The organism is Mycobacterium sp. NGS59, from assembly GCF_059812345.1.
Window position 1 is genome coordinate 1 of sequence record NZ_JCALCN010000034.1, and the last position, 16910, is coordinate 16910.

At 67.6% G+C, this 16910-nt stretch carries 14 protein-coding genes; all 14 read left to right on the forward strand.

The genetic code is table 11. The features are described 5' to 3' along the window. On the forward strand, positions 1-465 hold a 465-nt coding region (locus tag AC5Y46_RS23930), incomplete at its 5' end, for a VldE C-terminal domain-containing protein (RefSeq protein WP_499993468.1). After that, the gene (locus AC5Y46_RS23935; protein WP_499993471.1) at positions 462-728 is read left to right on the forward strand and encodes a hypothetical protein; all 267 of its coding nucleotides are present in this window, start codon (positions 462-464) and stop codon (positions 726-728) included. The genes AC5Y46_RS23930 and AC5Y46_RS23935, both read left to right, overlap by 4 nt. 3 nt (positions 729-731) lie before the next feature. Further along, positions 732-1283: a hypothetical protein gene (locus tag AC5Y46_RS23940; RefSeq protein WP_499993472.1), complete on the forward strand. Its 552-nt coding sequence runs from the start codon at positions 732-734 to the stop codon at positions 1281-1283. 125 nt (positions 1284-1408) lie between these two features. Next, positions 1409-2938 (forward strand): type VII secretion protein EccB, encoded by a 1530-nt coding sequence (eccB, locus tag AC5Y46_RS23945; protein WP_499993474.1) that lies wholly within the window; start codon positions 1409-1411, stop codon positions 2936-2938. Continuing rightward, positions 2935-7131 (forward strand): type VII secretion protein EccCa, encoded by a 4197-nt coding sequence (eccCa, locus tag AC5Y46_RS23950; RefSeq protein WP_499993476.1) that lies wholly within the window; start codon positions 2935-2937, stop codon positions 7129-7131. Before eccB ends, eccCa begins: the two co-directional genes overlap by 4 nt. Before the next feature lie 76 nt (positions 7132-7207). Beyond that, on the forward strand, positions 7208-7504 hold the full coding sequence (locus AC5Y46_RS23955; RefSeq protein ID WP_473140105.1) for a PE family protein: 297 nt from the start codon (positions 7208-7210) through the stop codon (positions 7502-7504). Between the two features lie 23 nt (positions 7505-7527). Then, entirely contained in the window at positions 7528-8694 is a 1167-nt protein-coding gene (locus AC5Y46_RS23960; protein ID WP_499993479.1) for a PPE family protein, read from the forward strand. 129 nt (positions 8695-8823) lie between these two features. After that, complete coding sequence (locus tag AC5Y46_RS23965; RefSeq protein WP_084954042.1) at positions 8824-9120, forward strand: WXG100 family type VII secretion target; 297 nt, start codon at positions 8824-8826, stop codon at positions 9118-9120. 42 nt (positions 9121-9162) lie between these two features. After that, on the forward strand, positions 9163-9453 hold the full coding sequence (locus AC5Y46_RS23970; protein WP_084954041.1) for a WXG100 family type VII secretion target: 291 nt from the start codon (positions 9163-9165) through the stop codon (positions 9451-9453). Positions 9454-9532: 79 nt separating this feature from the next. Then, the gene (locus tag AC5Y46_RS23975) at positions 9533-10444 is read left to right on the forward strand and encodes an ESX secretion-associated protein EspG (RefSeq protein ID WP_084954039.1); all 912 of its coding nucleotides are present in this window, start codon (positions 9533-9535) and stop codon (positions 10442-10444) included. A 145-nt stretch (positions 10445-10589) separates the two neighbouring features. After that, complete coding sequence (locus tag AC5Y46_RS23980; protein WP_139813845.1) at positions 10590-12089, forward strand: MinD/ParA family ATP-binding protein; 1500 nt, start codon at positions 10590-10592, stop codon at positions 12087-12089. Beyond that, positions 12086-13600, forward strand: a complete 1515-nt coding sequence (eccD, locus tag AC5Y46_RS23985) for a type VII secretion integral membrane protein EccD (protein ID WP_499993480.1) — start codon at positions 12086-12088, stop codon at positions 13598-13600. Before AC5Y46_RS23980 ends, eccD begins: the two co-directional genes overlap by 4 nt. A gap of 32 nt (positions 13601-13632) precedes the next feature. Continuing rightward, entirely contained in the window at positions 13633-15312 is a 1680-nt protein-coding gene (mycP, locus tag AC5Y46_RS23990; RefSeq protein ID WP_499993514.1) for a type VII secretion-associated serine protease mycosin, read from the forward strand. Next, the gene (gene eccE, locus AC5Y46_RS23995; RefSeq protein ID WP_499993481.1) at positions 15309-16901 is read left to right on the forward strand and encodes a type VII secretion protein EccE; all 1593 of its coding nucleotides are present in this window, start codon (positions 15309-15311) and stop codon (positions 16899-16901) included. Before mycP ends, eccE begins: the two co-directional genes overlap by 4 nt. The last annotated feature ends 9 nt before the right edge of the window (positions 16902-16910 follow it).

Genomic DNA, 16910 nt, shown 5'->3' on the forward strand with positions numbered 1-16910 from the left:
TTCGGCGGTGTGGGCGGCGCGGTCGGCTCGGCGGGTGGTGTGGTCGGCCGTTCGGTGGGCGGTGAGTTGGGCCCGGGTGTGGCCTCGGAGAAGGGGCTGCAGAGGGACACGATTTTGGCGGCTCGCGCGGTGTCGGCGGCGTTCCCCGAGATCCGCACGATTGGCGGAGTCCGCCCGGATTCGCTGAAGTGGCATCCCAATGGCCAGGCGATCGACGTGATGATTCCCGATCCGACCTCGGCGCACGGTAAGGCGCTCGGTGATGCGGTGATGCGGTTCGCGATGGCGCACCGGGGCCAGTTCAACATTAATCACGTGATTTGGCAGCAGACGATTCACAACCCGGATGGGTCGTCGAGTTTGATGGAGAATCGGGGTTCGCCGACGCAGAACCATATGGACCATGTCCATATCGCGACCAACGGGGGCGGGTTCCCGCACGGCGGGGAGTCCTACCGGCTGTGAAACCGATCAAACACATTCTCGCGTCACGTATTCGGATGCTGATCCGATTCACCTCGCGTCCACCAGCAGACCCGGCGGCGACCGCGCCGCGTCCGTCTGTACCGGGTGCTTTGCCGGGCCTGTTTGGCGACCCAGGAACTCCGCCGACCTCGACGGCGCCGATGGGAGGCGGGCCGGGTCGCGGCAGCGGCGAAGGCACCGACCCGGTGGACGCAACATTTGCGATCAGTTCCTTGAAAATCATTGCACACGAGGCGGTTTGACCAATGTCGGCGACGTTCGGAGAGACATTTCAACTGTTGTTCGACGGGACGATTAAGCATTGGTGGCCGGTGTATTTGGCGGCGTCGTTGATGATCTTCATGCCCGTCGTGGTCGCGAGAATAGAGGAGATAGGGCTTTTACGGCCAGCCGTGCGCGTTGAAGAGCTGCGTCCGCTGATGTCGGCTAGCGAGGCGAGGGCTTTGGCGAACAGCCTTCTGATGGCCACGACACCCGATGTCCCTCGGTTGGCGGGTGCTCCTGTGGATTTTGACGAGAAGGGGTTGTGGCGTGAGATCGCCGAGGGGGCCCTGACCGCGCTGATCTATACCGCCTCCCAACACCCGCGGCCGTTGGTTTGGCTCGAGGACATGGTGAGTCGACTCGGCGCCGGCGATGCTGGCTGGGCCGAGGCCGCCGAGGCTGTCGGGGCCGTGGATTCCGCGCTGTGCCAGTGGGTGAAGGGTGCCTCAGTCATGTGCCGCAGACAGCGCTACAGCGTTGGGCTCGTTGTGCGTGAAGCGGTCTTGCTGTACGAGGCGGAGACGAAGCGGTGAAGCTCAACAAGATGTGGCAAGCACGGGTCTCGGCGACTTCGTGGGGCACTCGCCTGCGAAGCCCATCCCCGGTGGGTGCGGGAGGTCTGTGAATGTGTCGGACGTAATCGAAAGGCATTGCTGGGATGGCTGATTCGGCCGATGAAACGACCACGGCGGCTTCTGCGCGTGGCCGTGGGTTGGGGCTGTCGACACGCCTTCAGGTCTCGGGGCACATGTTCATGGCCCGGCGAGCGGTGTTGGCGATGACGCGCCGGCGGGTGCGGATGGAGACCGAGCCGGGCCGCCGGCAGTCGATGGCGGTGTTGGCCGGGGTGACATTGACGGCGGTGCTGTGTCTGGGCGCGCTGTTTTGGTCGTTTGTGCGTCCGGCAAGTTCGGCGGGGACGTCGCGGATTCTGGCGGATCAGAATTCAGGTGCTTTGTATGTGCGTGTGGGCGAAAAGCTGTATCCAGCGTTGAATTTGGCGTCGGCGCGTCTGATCGCGGGGGAGCCGGCGACGCCGGATCGGGTGCGGCGCAGCGAAATCGATGCGCGTCCGCGCGGGGCGTTGGTAGGTATTCCGGGTGCACCGCAAGAGATGTCACCGGTGTCTCCGGCGCGTTCGTCGTGGCTGGTGTGCGATGAGATCACCAAGGCGTTCGGGGCGGGGGCGCCCGAGCCGGTGGCTGTGACGGTCATTGATGGTCAACCGGATCTGGGGGTACGCCGCCATGTGCTGGGGGCTGAGGAGGCGCTGGTGCGCCGCTTCGGCGATCAGGTGTGGCTGATCCGTGACGGTCGGCGGTCGTTGATTAACCGGGGCGCGCGGGCGGTGTTGTTGGCGCTGGGGGTGGGCGAGGATGCGCTGGCTGCGGCGCGGCCGATGAGCCGGGCGTTGTTGGATGCGGTGCCGGTGGGGCCGGAGTTGTCGGTGCCGGTGATTCCGGCTGCGGGTTCGGCGGCGCGGTTTGCTGATGCGCCGGGGCCGGTGGGTGCGGTGGTGGCGACTCCACAGGTGGGTGGGCAGACGGCGTATTCGGTGGTGCTGGCCGACGGTATTCAGCCGATCTCGCCGGTGGTGGCGCAGGTGTTGCAGAACGCGGGGGCTTCGGCCCCGGTGGTGGCTGGGACGGTGCTGGCGAAGTTACCTGTGGTGAAGTCGCTTGATTTGTCGGCGTTTCCGGTCTCCCCGGTGCATCTGGTGGACAGTGCGCTCAGTTCGGTGGCGTGCTGGCAGTGGCAGCGTGTGGTGGGTGAGTCGGCGGCGAGCACGGCGCTGATTGCCGGGGCGAGTATCCCGGTCGCTGAGGCACATGTTGATCAGGTTGTGGAGTTGGTGAAAGGTCCGGAGTCCGCGGTGCAGGCCGATCGGGTGTTCTTCGGGCCGGGGTTCGCCAATTATGTGGTGTCGACGGGTAATTCGGTGTCGTCGGTGACTGCGGAGTCGCTGTGGTGGGTCTCGGAGTCGGGGGTGCGGTTCGGGATACCGCGCGAAGATGACACGTTGCGGGCGTTGGGGTTGGACCCGAAAAGCTTTGGGCCCAGCCCTGCGCCGTGGCTGGTGTTGCGTCTGCTGGCTCAGGGCCCGGTGCTTTCCCGTGCGGATGCGTTGGTGCGCCACAACAGTTTGCCGGTGGATCTGAGTCCTGGACAGTTGGAGGTCCCGAAGTGAAGTATGCGTTCGCGCGTCAGAAGCCAGCCGAGCCGCCGTCGTTGCGGTCGGTGGAAGTTGAGTTGCCGACGCCGGTGAGAGTGCCTGTTCCGCAGGGTAAGCCGTTGTGGTCGGTGGCGTTGGTCATCGGGTTGATGGCGATGGTGGGCGGCATGGTGTGGATGAGTTTCGCCGGCGGGGCGCGCTCGTTTACCGGTGCGGGGTCGCTGTTTCCGATCATGATGGTCGGAGGTTTGTTCGCGATGTTGTTCAGCGGGCGGGGTTCTCAGGACATGTCGCGCGCGAAGTTGGATGCGCTGCGTGCCCGGTACTGCTTGACGATTGACGAGAAGCGCGACATGGCGGCGGCGGCCGCGGACCGTTTGGGGGAGCATTACCGCTGGTATCACCCGGCGCCGCAGACGCTGGAGTCGGCGTTGGGTGGGGTGCGGATGTGGGAGCGCACCGCCGATGGCGGCGCTGACAGCTGGTTTGGGGTCGTGCGGGTCGGGGTCGGGATGACCGACTTGCAGGAGTCGGCGGCCGCGGTGTTCAGAGAGCCTGAAGATATGCCCAGTGATATCGAGCTCGAGCCGGTCACCGGCAAGGTGTTGCAGGAGTTCGTGCGGTATCAGACGGTGGCCTACGGGGTTCCGGCGTTGGTGTCGCTGATGGTCGAGCCGGGCTATGAGTTGCGTGGTCCGCGAGAGCGGGTGTTGGCGTTGATGCGGGCGGTCTTGTGCCAGTTGGTGTTTTGGCACGGCCCGGATCATCTGCGGCTGGTGGTGGTCACCGCTGATGTGCCCGAGTGGGATTGGGTGAAGTGGCTGCCGCATGTGGGGGATCCGGTGATCGAGGATGGCGCGGGGCCGGTGCGGATGGTGTACGGGTCGGTGGCCGATTTTGTGGAGGCTCAGGCCGATGCGATGGGGTTGCGGGGCCGTGGGGAGTTTGTGAGCAGGCATAAGCTGATGAAGACCCCGATCGATCCGCTGCCGCACACGGTGGTCGTGTGTGATGTCGAGGGTGGCTGGGAGGTGTTGGGCAACTCCGCGGGGGTCAGTGGGATAACGTTTTTCGATCTGCGCGGCTGCGGTGAGGTGCCGGCGTGCGCCGAGCCGGCGCGGGTGCTGCATGTGCGGGAGGACGCCGTGGTGACGGCGGTGCCGCGTGACCCGAAGACCTGGGATGCCTTGCCGGATGCGCGCCAGTTTTTTGCGGTGGCTGATCAGATGAGCCGCGATGAGGTTGAGGTGTTCGCTGAGCGGATGGCGCGCTGGCGCCTGGCCGAGGCTTATGAGTCGATCGAGGTGAATGCGGCGTCTCGGTTCATGGCGCGAGACATTCTGGCGCACTATGGGATTGATGATCCGGCCAATATTGATTTCGAGCGGTTGTGGGAGTCGCGCAGCGACATCAATAACTCGGCGCAACGGTTGAAGGTGCCGATCGGCAACCGCGCCGATAACAACGAGCTGCTGTTTCTCGATCTGAAACAGTCGGCTGAAGGTGGGATAGGCCCGCATGGGGTGATGGTGGGCACCACCGGTTCGGGCAAGACGACGATGCTGCGGGCGTTGATCGAGTCGCTGATGTTGGGCCATCCGCCGCAGAATCTTCAGTTTCTGCTCGCGGACCTCAAAGGCGGCGCTGGGGTTAAGCCATTCGCCGGTGTTCCGCATGTCGCGCAGATCATTACCGACCTGGAAGAGGACCAGAACCTGCTCGGCCGCTTCGTCGAGGCGCTGTGGGGGGAGATCGCGCGCCGAAAAGCGTTGTGCGACTTGGCTGAGGCCGACGACGCGAATATGTACAACATGAAGCGCGCCGATCAGTTGGCGCGCGGAGATGCTGATCCGCTGCCGCCGCTGCCGGTGCTGATGGTGGTGATCGATGAGTTCGCCGAGTTGTACCGGATCGCCGCGGATATCGACGAGGTGCTGATTCAGCTGTGCCGTCAGGGCCGCGCGTACTGGGTGCATCTGCTGATGGCCAGCCAGGAGCTCGGCAACCGCGCCGAGAAGCTGATCAACAATATGGGCTACAAGATACCGCTGGCGCTCAATTCGAAGAGCGATGCGGCGCTCGTCGGGGTGCCGAATGCGATACATCTGCCCAAGAATGGCCAGGCGTATTTGGCGGTGGGTGATTCGCTGGTGAGGTTTCAGGGGGAGTATCTGTGGCGCGAGTACCGCAAGCCGGGCACCGAGGATTTCACCACCGGTGAGGATGCTGTGCCGGCGTCGGTGAACTATTTCGCTCCGCAGCTATTCGGCACCGATTTCACTCCCTTGCCGCTACCTGATGACTTCGACGAAGACCCGGCGCAGGACAGTGTCGAGGAGCCGGCGCGAGATGAGCACGAAGCCGAGGCGGCCGATAGTGCGCTGATGCGCCCGCAGGTGGGCCGGGTGATCATCGACGAGCTGCGCCGGGTCCGGTTTGAGCCCTACCGGCTGTGGCAGCCTCCCCTAGATGCGCCGTGGACCATCGAGCGGCTCGTCGATACGTTTCTGGGGCGCCGGTGGGACACCGAATATGCCGCACGCCCGAACCTGGTGTTCCCGATCGGGCTGGTGGACCGGCCATTCAAGCATGACCAGCACCCGCTGGTCGTCGACGTGTCAGGCCCGGGCGCCAACGTGGTGATCGTGGGCGCTCAAGGGTCGGGAAAAACCACAGCCCTGCAGGATCTGATCTGCGCGGCGGCGATGACCCACACTCCCGAGCAGGTGCAGTTCTACTGTTTGGCGTTCTCCTCGGCGGCGCTGGCGACGGTGGCGGGTCTGCCGCACGTCGGTGCGGTCGCGCAGGCCCTCGACGGCGACGGGGTGCGACGCACGGTTGCGGAGATGGCCGAGCTGCTGGCAAGCCGCAAACGCAGCTTCGAGCAAGCCGGGGTGATGTCGATGGAGGTGTTCCGGCGGCGCAAGTCTGGTCAGGAGGACGCAGAGGTCCCCGCCGATGGCTATGGCGATGTGTTTCTGGTCATCGACAACTACGGGGCTCTCAACCACGCCTATGAGGCACTGATGGACACGGTGGACCGGCTCATCCTCGAGGGCCCAACCTTCGGCATTCACGTGGTGGCCGCCGTGAACCGGCCCGCTGAGTTGCGAGTCCACGTGCGCGGCGCGTTCGGGTCGCGGGTGTGGCTACGTCCCAACGAGATTCATGATGTCACGGACTTACCGAAGCCGCGGCTGGCTGCGGCCATCCCCGCGGATCGGCCGGGCCGGGGGATGATCGCGCAGAACTACGTGCAGTCTGGTTCGGAGCCGGGCGGTTTGCACACCCTGATGGCCCGGCCGGCGATGGCGGCCAGCGCGGCAGAGGATTTCGATTCACGCAGCGTGGCCGAGGCGGTGAGCCGGGTCGCGAGCGAATTCACCGCGGCGCCCAGGGTGCGCCGCCTACCGGCCCGGCTGTCGCCGGCATCGTTGCGTTCGCGGGCGCGCAGCGACGCGCGTTACCCCTCGTCGATCATGTGGGCGCTCAGCGAGACCGAGTCCCCGGTGTTTTTCGACACGGATAGTCATCTGGTGATCGCCGGGCAGGGCAAGTGTGGGCGCACGACGGTGTGCGCGACGGTCCTGTCCGAGATCGCCCGCCTCTACGCCCTGGACGGAGCGGGCGAGGAGCGGGGCCGTCCGGCGGCGCAGGTATGGCTGGTCGATCCCCGCCGCCAGCTGCATGCGGTGCTGGGCCCTGCTGGGGTGTACCGCTTTGCCTCCACCGTGGACGGCGTGAAGAACAGGATGGCGGAGCTGGCCAGCGTGCTGGCCGCGCGGCTGCCCCAAGATGATCCCGACAGTGGCGGCCAGATCATGGCGCGCAGTTGGCAGGGGCCCGAGATCTTCCTGGTGATCGATGACGCTGAGCGGATCCCAGCGGGCTACGACTCGCCACTGGCGGTTATGGAGCCATTTGTGCAGGTCGGCAGCGATGTCGGCTTCCACATCATCTACACCCAAGCGTTCGGCTCCTTCAGCTCGGGGACCGGAGCTAATCCGATGTTGCGGGCGCTGCGGCAATCGTCTGCTCAGCTGCTGATCATGGATTCCGATCCCGACGCCGGCTTCGTGCAGCACAAATGGAAGGGCCACACGATGATCCCCGGTCGCGGATTCCTGATGAATAGCGCCGAATCGGGCGAAGCGGGAATATACGTGCAGGTCGCGGACACTGAAGTCGCCAAAATTGATCCGCGGTGACCCAGACGTAGGGACGTCGGCACCGTTAGACTCAAGTCAATAGATTGGTACGTTCGTCGCGTTTTCGGGAGGGTGCATGTTTGTCACGGCGTTACCGGCGGGGCTGGAGTCCTCAGCCTCGGGACTGGCCTCGATCGGCTCCGCGGTGGCCGCGGGCAACGCGGCGGGGGCGGCCCCGACGCTCGGGGTGGTACCCCCGGCACCGGAGCCCACCTCGGTGCTGCTGGCCGCTGCGTTCGGCACCCACGCGGGGGTCTATCAGGTCACCCAGGCGATCGGCTCGGTGATCCACGAGATGTTCGTGGCCACCATGGGCACCTCCGCGGCCACGTATGCAGCCTCTGAGGCCCTCAACGCCGTGGCGATGGTCTAAGCGCTTTTCGCGCCGTAGCACTGATGGTCGATTACGGGGGGCCGCCCGAGTACAACTCCGGGCGCATGTATGCCGGCGTCGGGTCGGGGCCGTTGATGGCCTCGGCGGCGGCCTGGCAGTCCCTGGCCGCCGAGCTAGGTTCCGCGGGCGGGGCGTTCCAAGCGGTGATCGAGGCCCTGACCAGCACGGCATGGCTGGGTCCGTCGTCGATCTCGATGGCGTTGGCCGCCGCCCCCTACGCGGTGTGGATGATGGCCACCGCCGCCCAATGCGAGGCTGCCGCGGGGGCGGCGACGCAAGCCGCAGGGGCGTTTGAGGCCGCCCGCGCCGGTGTCGTTCCCCCGCCGGTGATCGCCCAGAACCGGGCGCAGCTGGCCACCCTGGTCGCCACCAACTTCATGGGCTTCAACACCCCGGCGATCGCGGCCAACGAAGCTCACTACGACCAGATGTGGGCCCAAGACAGCATGGTCTTGTACGGCTTCGCCGCCGACGCCGCCGGCGTCACCGGCACGCTGGTGCCGTTCACCCCGCCGCTGCCCAATTCCGACCCGGTCGGGCTGGCCGCCCAGAGCGCGGCGTTGGGCCAGTCCGCGGGCAACGCGGCGGGTCAGCAGTCGACCAACCTGCTCAGCAACGCGGGTTTGCCCGCGGGGCTGGACGGGCAGACGATGCTGTCGATGGGTCCGCAGCTGGTCAGCACCATCCCTCAAGTGCTGCAAGGGTTTGCCTCGCCGCTGAGCAGCGGGCTGTCGCCGGCCTCGGGTCTGGGCCAGTTCCAGTCGTTGCTGAGTCCGTTCATGTCGGTGCTGAGCAACCCCGGCATGCTCGGCGGCGCGACCGGTGCCGCAGGCGGTGTCGGCGGACCCGGCCTGGCGGGATTGGGCGGGGCCTCCTCGGTGGGGGCGCAAGTAGAAGCGATGGCCGGGCGGGCCGGATCGCTGGGTGGATTGTCGGTGCCGGCGACCTGGACGGCGGGCACCGCCGAATCGGTCGGTTCGGCCCGGGCGGTGACACCGGTGGCCGCGCCCGGCGGTGCAGCCGCGGCTTCGTCGGCTGTTCCCGCCTCTGCCCCCGCCGGCGGCATGTATGGCGGCGCCCCGATGGCAGCCGGGATGGGTGCGCGCGGCGGCGACGGCGCCGGCGGACCGCGCTACGGATCGCCGATCAAGGTGCTTCGCCGCCAATAATTCGCGCTGGGCAAAAATTGCTGAAAATTGCTCACCGCCGCCGTTGCCGGAGGCCAAAACCGGCTCATAGAATTAGTGTCGCAGCGACTGCACTCTAATTTCACTGAGCAAATAAAAGGAGCACCAATTATGGCTTCGCGTTTTATGACCGACCCGCACGCGATGCGTGACATGGCGGGCCGATTCGAGACCCACGCCCAAACAGTGGAGGACGACGCCCGCAAAATGTTCGCGTCCTCCCAGAACATCTCGGGTGCGGGCTGGAGCGGTCAGGCGTCGGCGACCTCGCTGGACACCATGGGCCAGATGAATCAGGCCTTCCGCAACATCGTGAACATGCTGCACGGAGTGCGCGACGGCCTGATTCGCGACGCCGCCAACTACGAACAGCAAGAGCAGGCCTCTCAGCAGATCCTGAGCAGCTAACCCCCACCCAACGCTTTATCGAGGTCAGGAGAAACTTCAACCATGTCGATCAACTACCAGTTCGGCGACGTCGACGCCCACGGCGCCACGGTCCGGGCCCAGGCCGCGGCGCTGGAGGCCGAGCATCAGGCCATCGTGCGAGATGTGCTGGCCGCCGGTGATTTCTGGGGAGGTGCGGGATCCACCGCCTGCCAGGAGTTCATCAACCAGCTCGGCCGCAATTTTCAGGTCATCTACGAGCAAGCCAACGCCCACGGCCAGAAGGTGCAGGCCGCCGGCCACAACATGAACAGCACCGACGGCCAGGTCGGCTCCTCGTGGATGTCGGCCTAGCCCGGTTACTGTCAGCAGCGCGGCGGCATCACAAGGTGCCGCCGCGCTGTCGTCACCATCTGAAGACGACGATTTGCCGATGAGCACCGAAAATTCGCCGACAGATATCACCGTCAACATCGATGGTCTGTGGTTCCTGCAAGCCTTACTGGGCATCGACCAGTTGGCCCCCGAGCTTCGCGGCCACCCCTGCGGCCAGCCCCGCTCGCTGGATTGGGTCGGCGCACATCCCGGCTTAGGCGTACTGGTCGAGCAGGGCATCTGCGATGAGGCCGCGGTGGTGCGCGCCGATATCGCCGCGCGAATGCGCGTGCTGGCCCACCCCGACGTCGAGGTCATCGTGCTGATCTCACGCGGGCCGATGAACTGGGCGCCGACAGTGATGCTCGAGGACCCTTCGACGTGGCGGGCGATCCCTGAGGAGCAGCTGCGCATCGTGCTGTCCCGCCGCGGCGGCCGGTGGGCCTCGGCGGTGCGCGCCGGCGGGCACATCACCATCGACGACTGCGCCCCGGTGGACGAACACGCTTTGCCGCAATTGGTCATCGCCGCGATGGACTCGGTCCACCAGGTGGCGCCCGCGCGCATCAGCGCACTCAATGTGCCACTAGAGGAGATGACGGCGGCGGTCGCTGCCCAGGGCGAGGCGAGCAACAGCGCCATCAGCAAGCACGCAGCGCTGCGGGCGGTGGGGCTGCGCGGCGCGGCCCTGGCCGAGCTGGAGCGCGCCCTCAACGAGCCTGCGGCGGAGGCGTGCGTCTATGCGCGGGCCTATGTGGATAGCGAAACGGTGGGCAGTGAGTCGGTACTCAATCTGCGCGACACCACCGCCGGCCGCGTTGCGCTCTACCGGCTCAATCCGGCCCACGGCAGCCGCCAGGAGTGGATGGCGATCGCCCCGGGCGGCGCGACGCAGATCCGCCACGGCCTGATCACGGTGCTGGCCAGCGTGCCCGTGCGCTCCTGGCCCACCCACGAACGAATGGTCTAGCAATCGCTGCTGATTCCGACCTAGAGAATGGTAATCAGGGTCTCAGCAAACACCGTTATATTTCTCAAAAAATGTTGATCGGGCGTGGTTTGGCGAGAAGTCGGGCCTTAGGATCAGTAGCAGGAGCCCAACGACAAGGCAGGAAATGACGGACAATTCCGATTTCAGGTCACGCTATCTGCCGCCGCCCACTGGCGAGCGCCACGACCCCAGCCCGCCCGCCCCCGACCCCAGCGAGGACGCATCCATGCCCGACCCTGCGATACCCGAGCCGCAGGCAACTGCACCGCCACCGCCGCGTGATCCCCTCCCACCCAGCGACTACCCGCCGCCGGGACGGCCCCCGCTGTTCGCGCCGCCGCCGCCGGTGACACATCGGGCACCGCCGCCGACTCCCGTGCAGGCCCCAGCGCCGTCGCCGCCACCGGTGCAGGCCCCACCACCGCCCGGGCACTCCCGGGCGCCGTCCTACGGCGCCGGACACTCGTACCCGGGCTCCGATAACGGCCCGTGGGGCTCGGGTGGGGCGTGGAACCCCGCGACTGCGCACCGGCACGACGGCGAGCCACCCGCCACACCCCCGGGCCCGGCGCCGATCCCACAGATGCCGCGCCTGGAGGACCGCTACGCGCCGGTGCCGCCTGCGCAGCAATGGTCACCGGCGATCGACCCCACAGAACGGTGGACGCCTCGGGCGGACCCGCAGGCATCAGGTGCATCGTTTCGCCCCATCGAAGCGAACGCGGTCGTCAAGCCGCGCCGCGAACCGGCCACGATGGGGTGGCGCAAAACCGTGTACACCGCCACCGGGACGCTGGTGAATCTGGGCGCTGGGAAACACGAGAAGATGCTGCGGGACTGGACAACTCGTATCACCGCCAACATTCCCGGCAACTATCAGATCGCCGCGATATCGATGAAAGGCGGGGTGGGCAAGACCCGGCTGACCGCGGCGGTGGGCTCGGTGTTCGCCTTTCACCGCGGCGGCGGGGTGATCGCGATCGACGCCGATGACACCGCGGGCCGGCTGGGCGAGTTCATCGACCCCGAGATGAAGGTCGGGGTCCGCGAATTCCTGGCCGATGCTGACGCGCTCACGCACCCGAAAACCCGGCCCTACACCGGGCGCAACCGGGAACGCCTGGAAGTGCTGGCGAGCAATCAAAACGTCGCCACCGATTTCCCTTTCGACGAGCAGGCGTTCTTCGACACCATCAGCCGCACCCGCCGGATCTACCAGCTGGCCATGGTGGACTGCGCGGCCATGAAAGGCGACGTGTTCAAAGCGGCGTTGTCGTCCTCGGACGCGCTGATGATCATCGGATCGTGCACCGTCGAAGGCGCGAAGATGATCGAAAGGACCTTGAACTGGTTGGCGGCCCGGCGCGGCCATGAGCTGCTCCACCGGTCAGTGATCGTGCTCAACGACGCCAACCGCAGCGCGACACCGAAACTTCTGACCTACGTCAACGAAACGTTCAGCAAGCGCGTCAAGGCGGTGCTGACAGTGCCCTGGGATCCGCACCTGCGCGATGCCCCCACCCTGGATTTCCCGGCACTGCGCAAAGACACCCGGGAAGCATTGATGCAACTGGCGGCCCAGTTAAGTGAGGGATTTGCCACCGCGGGAGCGCTGCACGAATGACCATGGAACGGGCGCGCGAAGCCACGCCGAGTACACCGGCGCCAGGACTGCCCGATCGGATTCTGGTGGCGGTCATCGCCGGAGCCACCAAGATCTCGGTAGTCCTCGATGCCGGCGCGCCGGTCTCGGTGCAGCTCTCGGCGCTGGTGGATCTGATCACCGCGCGCCTCGAGGAACTGGGACAACCCCCGCTGCGGGCGCAGTCGCGGGGCCGATGGACGTTATGCCGCATGGACGGCAGCGCGCTCAAATCGGCCCTGTCACTGACCGAGCAGGACGTGGCCGACGGAGCGAGGTTGTGGCTGCGACACGCCAGTGACTCCGAGGCGCGGATCGATGTCGTCGAGCACGTCACCTCCGCGGTGGCCCGCGAGCTGCAAACACGCTGGCCCGGGGTCACCGCTGAGTGGGCAGCGCGGGTCGGTTCGGGCATCGTGGTCGCCGGTGTGCTGGTGGCTTCGGCGCTGCTGGGCCGCTGGCGATACGGTCATCTGGACTGGGTGGCAGCGCCCTACAGCGCGGCGCTAGCGGCGGTGTTGATCATCGCGGCGGTGACCATCTTGGTCCGCGAACACGCAAACGCGCCGGCGCGCGCCGTAGGGGACACGCTGCTGTGGACGGGAATGGTCCCGGCGGCGATCGGCGCCGCTAGTGCGGCTCCGGGCCCGGTGGGGGCACCGCATGCCGCGTTAGGGTTGGCCGCGTCGGTGGCTGCCGCAGTACTGGCGGTTCGCTTCACCGGCCGCCACGTCGCATTGGGCACCGCGGTCATCACGCTGGGGCTAGCCGGTGCGGTGGTCGCGGTGGTGCGGATGACACTGGTGACCTCAGCGCCGATCCTGCTCGGTGCGCTGCTGCTGGTGTCGATCGTGGGCATGCATCTGGCGCCCACGATCGCGCGGCTGGCCAGCGGGATCCGGCTACCGGTGTTTCCCTCGTCCACCGGTCGCTGGATTTTCGAAACCCGCCCGGATTTGCCGTCGACAAAGGTCGTGGCCAGCGGACAGTTGGCCACCTTGGACGGCCCGGATTCGGTGCGCGATGTGACGGTGTCCGCCGATCGTGCGCGCGCGCATCTGAGCGGGCTGCTCGTGGCCACCGCAGCGCTGATCGTGGTGTGCTGTGTGGGGTTGTGCGATCCGCACGCGCCGCGGCGCGTTCTCCCGCTGGTGGTGGCGGGCCTGGTCGCGGTCGCGGTGCTGCTGCGGGGCCGCTCCTTCACCGACCGGTGGCAGGCGACGATCCTGGCGCTGGCCGCTGTCGCCGTGGTGATCGGTGTGGCCGGGCGCTACGTGCTGGGTCTGTGGTCGTTGCAGGCACTGCTGATCGGTGTGACGGTGATCGTGGCGGTGCCGGTCGCCGGTTTGATCGCCGCGGTGGTGGTGCCCCGGCGCTTCTACACCCCGCCGTTCCGCAAGGTGGTGGAGTGGATCGAGTACGTGTGTTTGACCGCGATCTTCCCGTTGGTGTTCTGGCTGATGGGTGTCCTGGCCGCGATCCGGTACCGGTAGCGGTGGAGGTGAGACCCTTGAGACGGGACACGATGATCGCCGCCGCGGCGGCCCTTGCGGTGGCAGGTGTGGCGGCGTTGTGGGTGGCGCCGCCGGCCTCAGCGGTCGCACCGCCCGAGATCGACCTGGGGGCGCTGCCCGGCGATGGGCCGCCAGGCCCGGATCAGCCGATGCGCCAGGGCACCTACTGCACCCGAGTCGGCACGTTGCCCGGCACCGACTACCGGGTCCAGCCGCATTTCCTGGACATGCTCGATGTGGCCGAGGCGTGGCGCTTCGGGCGCGGTGCCGGGGTGAAAGTCGCGGTCATCGACACCGGCGTCAGTCCGCATCCGCGGCTGACCAACCTGACCGGCGGCGGCGATTACGTCGAGGCCGGCGGAGATGGACTGACCGACTGCGACGCGCACGGCACCATCGTGGCCTCGCTAATCGCCGCCCAACCCAACGACGGCAAAACCCCGCTGCCGCCGCCGCGCCAGCCTCGCCGCCCGGACACAGTCCCCACCACCGAAGCGCCGCCTCCGCCGCCGCCGCCGCAAACGGTGACGGTGCAGCTGCCTCCGCCGCCGCCGCCCGAAGGAGCCGCCTGGAGGCCGGCGCCCGCGACAGCACCGGCGATCGCGCCGGCCGGGCTCGGCACCCACACCATGCCGGGTGCCCCGGCACCACAGGCGCCCTCGGTACCGGAGGACCCGCCGCCGACCCCGCCGCCGCCCGCCCCGCCGCCCCCACCGCCGCCGGCGGCGGATGGTTTCTCCGGGCTGGCACCCGAGGTTGAGCTGATCTCGATCCGGCAGAGTTCCAAAGCGTTTAGCCCCAAGGATGCGTTCGCCGGCAATCAGGACCCGGCCACCCGGCGCAAGGCCGGGGATATCCGCACGATGGCACGCGCGATCGTGCACGCAGCCAACCTGGGCGCCCAAGTCATCAACATCTCGGAGGTGTCCTGCATGCCGTCGACCAACATCATCGACCAGCGTGATCTGGGTGCGGCGATCCGGTATGCGGCCGTGGAGCGTAACGCGGTGATCGTGGCCGCCGCCGGCAACGTCGGGGAGGAGGGCGGCAACGACTGCAAACAGAATCCGATCTATAACCCGTTGACGCCCAACGATCCTCGCGACTGGGCGCAGGTCTCCACCGTGGTGGCCCCGGCGTGGTTCTCCGATTACGTGCTGACGGTGGGTGCGGTGGATTCCAGCGGTGCGCCAGTGCAATCCAGTGTGGCCGGGCCGTGGGTGTCGATCGCCGCGCCGGGCACCGACATCGAGAGCCTGTCGGCACGCGACGACGGCCTGATGAACGCCCTGGAAGGCCGCAACAATTCGCTGGTTCCCCAAACCGGCACGTCGTTCTCGGCGGCCATCGTCTCCGGTGTGGCCGCCCTGGTGCGCGCGAAATACCCGCAGCTGACCGCCCACCAGGTGATCAACCGGCTGCTGGCCACCGCGCGGGCACCAGCGCGCGGGGTGGACAACCAAATCGGCCACGGCATCGTGGACCCGGTGGCCGCACTGACGTTCGACATTCCGGCGGGTGAACCTGTTGGCCCGCAACGCTTGTCGGCGCCGCTGGTGCTGCCGCCGCCGAAGGTGGGCCGCGATTTGACTCCGGTGTGGGTGGCCGCTGGCGGGGTGACCGGAATGGCGATGCTGTGCTCGGTGATCCTCGGTTCGGCGGCCCTGATCCGCAAAGGGCCGCGGTCATGACCCCCACGTTCCCTCTGGGGCTGGCGCTGGGTTGGGCGCGGCTGGTGTGTGTGTTCGTGATCGACGTGGCCCTGTTGGGCGCAGGTGTGGCCCTCGCGGGCAGGCCCGGCTGGTGGACAGCCCTGGCGGTCGCCGTGCTGGCCAGTGTGGCGGCGCTGCTGTGCTGGCGCGGAGCCCCGCTGCTGACCTTGGGGTGGCGGGCGCTGCGGACGCACCGGACCCACCAGGGCGCCCCGGCGGGGCAGCTCGACGATCACGAACGCGTATTCGGTGCCGGGCCGGTCGGAATCCGCGCCGTGGGAACGCATCTGGTCGCCGTGATCGCTGTTGACGGCCAGCCGCACAGCCCCTCGGTGCTGGATTATCCGCGCGCGGTGTCGATGACGTCGCTGCCGCTGACAACACTGGCCGGCGCGCTGCGCCAATTCGATGTCACCCTGGCCGGTATCGATGTCCTCAGCGCGGGCTCGCGGCGCGCGGGCAAAACGCACCACCCGTACGCGGAGGTGTACTCCGGCATGGTGGGAGATCATCCCGCGGTCGGGCAACGCCGGACCTGGCTGGTGATACGCCTGGACGCCACCGCGAGCGCCCGCGCGATCGTGTGGAGGGAGTCGGTGGCCGCTACCCTGGCGGCCGCGGCGGAGTGGGTGGCCCACGAGCTGAACCGTCTGCGCCTGGGCGCGCGGGTGCTTGATGCCGCCCAGATCCGGGCCGCCGATGAGGCGCTGCTGGCCGGGACCGATCCGGGGGCGATGCAGCCCGGCTGGGCACGGTTACGTCACGCCGGCGGCTACGTGCAGACCTACTGGATGTCACCGGACGACATCACCACCGCCAACATCGACCGGCTGTGGGCTCCCGACACCGAGGCGACGGTCGTCAGCATCCAGCTGCGACCGGGCCTAGATGGCGCCACCACCGTGGGTGTGGCGGTGCGCTACCACACCGGCTACCCACTGGCCGAGGCGCCGCTGACGGGACTGAACCCGTGGACGGGACGCCACGACGTCGCGATGCGCACCAGCCTGATCCACGCCGAGACGCCGGCAGCTGTGCCCGCGCGCGACATCGTCGACGACGAGGAGCTGCGGGCACCGATCGGCGCCACCGGCATCATCATCGGCGCCACGGCCACCGGGCACCCACTCCTGGTCGACCTGGGCGCCCCGACCGGGACGGCCGATGTGACGGTCGCCGGAGAACTGGCCTTGACGGTCGCGATCGCGCGCCGCGCGGCCGCCGCCGGATACCAGGTGCTGGTGCGCACCGACCGCCCGCAACAATGGCGAGAAGTCCTTGCCGCTGGCCTGCAGGTCATCGACGCCGCCGCACTGGCCTCCCACCCCTGTCTGCCAGGGCAGCGGGTCATGGTCGTCTTCGATGACACCGAGGGCCCGACGCCCTCCTGCGCAGTGGTCACCGTGCGCACCGTGTCTGCGGAGTCAGCCAGCAGCGCCGATGTCCATCTGGAGCAGGACGGGCCTGATCACGCGGTGCTGCGGACCTGGGCGATTTCTGATCGGCTCCGCATCGACGTCAGCGAAGAACGCCGCCAGGTCACCGTGAAACCCCGGCGCGCGGCCTAATCTAAAAGC

Excerpts from the sequence above, each read along its gene's own strand:
- AC5Y46_RS23940 (WP_499993472.1), top strand. The coding sequence starts at position 732 with ATGTCGGCGACGTTCGGAGAGACATTTCAACTGTTGTTCGACGGGACG.
- eccB (WP_499993474.1), top strand. The coding sequence starts at position 1,409 with ATGGCTGATTCGGCCGATGAAACGACCACGGCGGCTTCTGCGCGTGGC.
- AC5Y46_RS23955 (WP_473140105.1), top strand. The coding sequence starts at position 7,208 with ATGTTTGTCACGGCGTTACCGGCGGGGCTGGAGTCCTCAGCCTCGGGA.
- AC5Y46_RS23960 (WP_499993479.1), top strand. The coding sequence starts at position 7,528 with ATGGTCGATTACGGGGGGCCGCCCGAGTACAACTCCGGGCGCATGTAT.
- AC5Y46_RS23965 (WP_084954042.1), top strand. The coding sequence starts at position 8,824 with ATGGCTTCGCGTTTTATGACCGACCCGCACGCGATGCGTGACATGGCG.
- AC5Y46_RS23970 (WP_084954041.1), top strand. The coding sequence starts at position 9,163 with ATGTCGATCAACTACCAGTTCGGCGACGTCGACGCCCACGGCGCCACG.
- AC5Y46_RS23975 (WP_084954039.1), top strand. The coding sequence starts at position 9,533 with ATGAGCACCGAAAATTCGCCGACAGATATCACCGTCAACATCGATGGT.
- AC5Y46_RS23980 (WP_139813845.1), top strand. The coding sequence starts at position 10,590 with ATGACGGACAATTCCGATTTCAGGTCACGCTATCTGCCGCCGCCCACT.
- eccD (WP_499993480.1), top strand. The coding sequence starts at position 12,086 with ATGACCATGGAACGGGCGCGCGAAGCCACGCCGAGTACACCGGCGCCA.
- mycP (WP_499993514.1), top strand. The coding sequence starts at position 13,633 with ATGATCGCCGCCGCGGCGGCCCTTGCGGTGGCAGGTGTGGCGGCGTTG.
- eccE (WP_499993481.1), top strand. The coding sequence starts at position 15,309 with ATGACCCCCACGTTCCCTCTGGGGCTGGCGCTGGGTTGGGCGCGGCTG.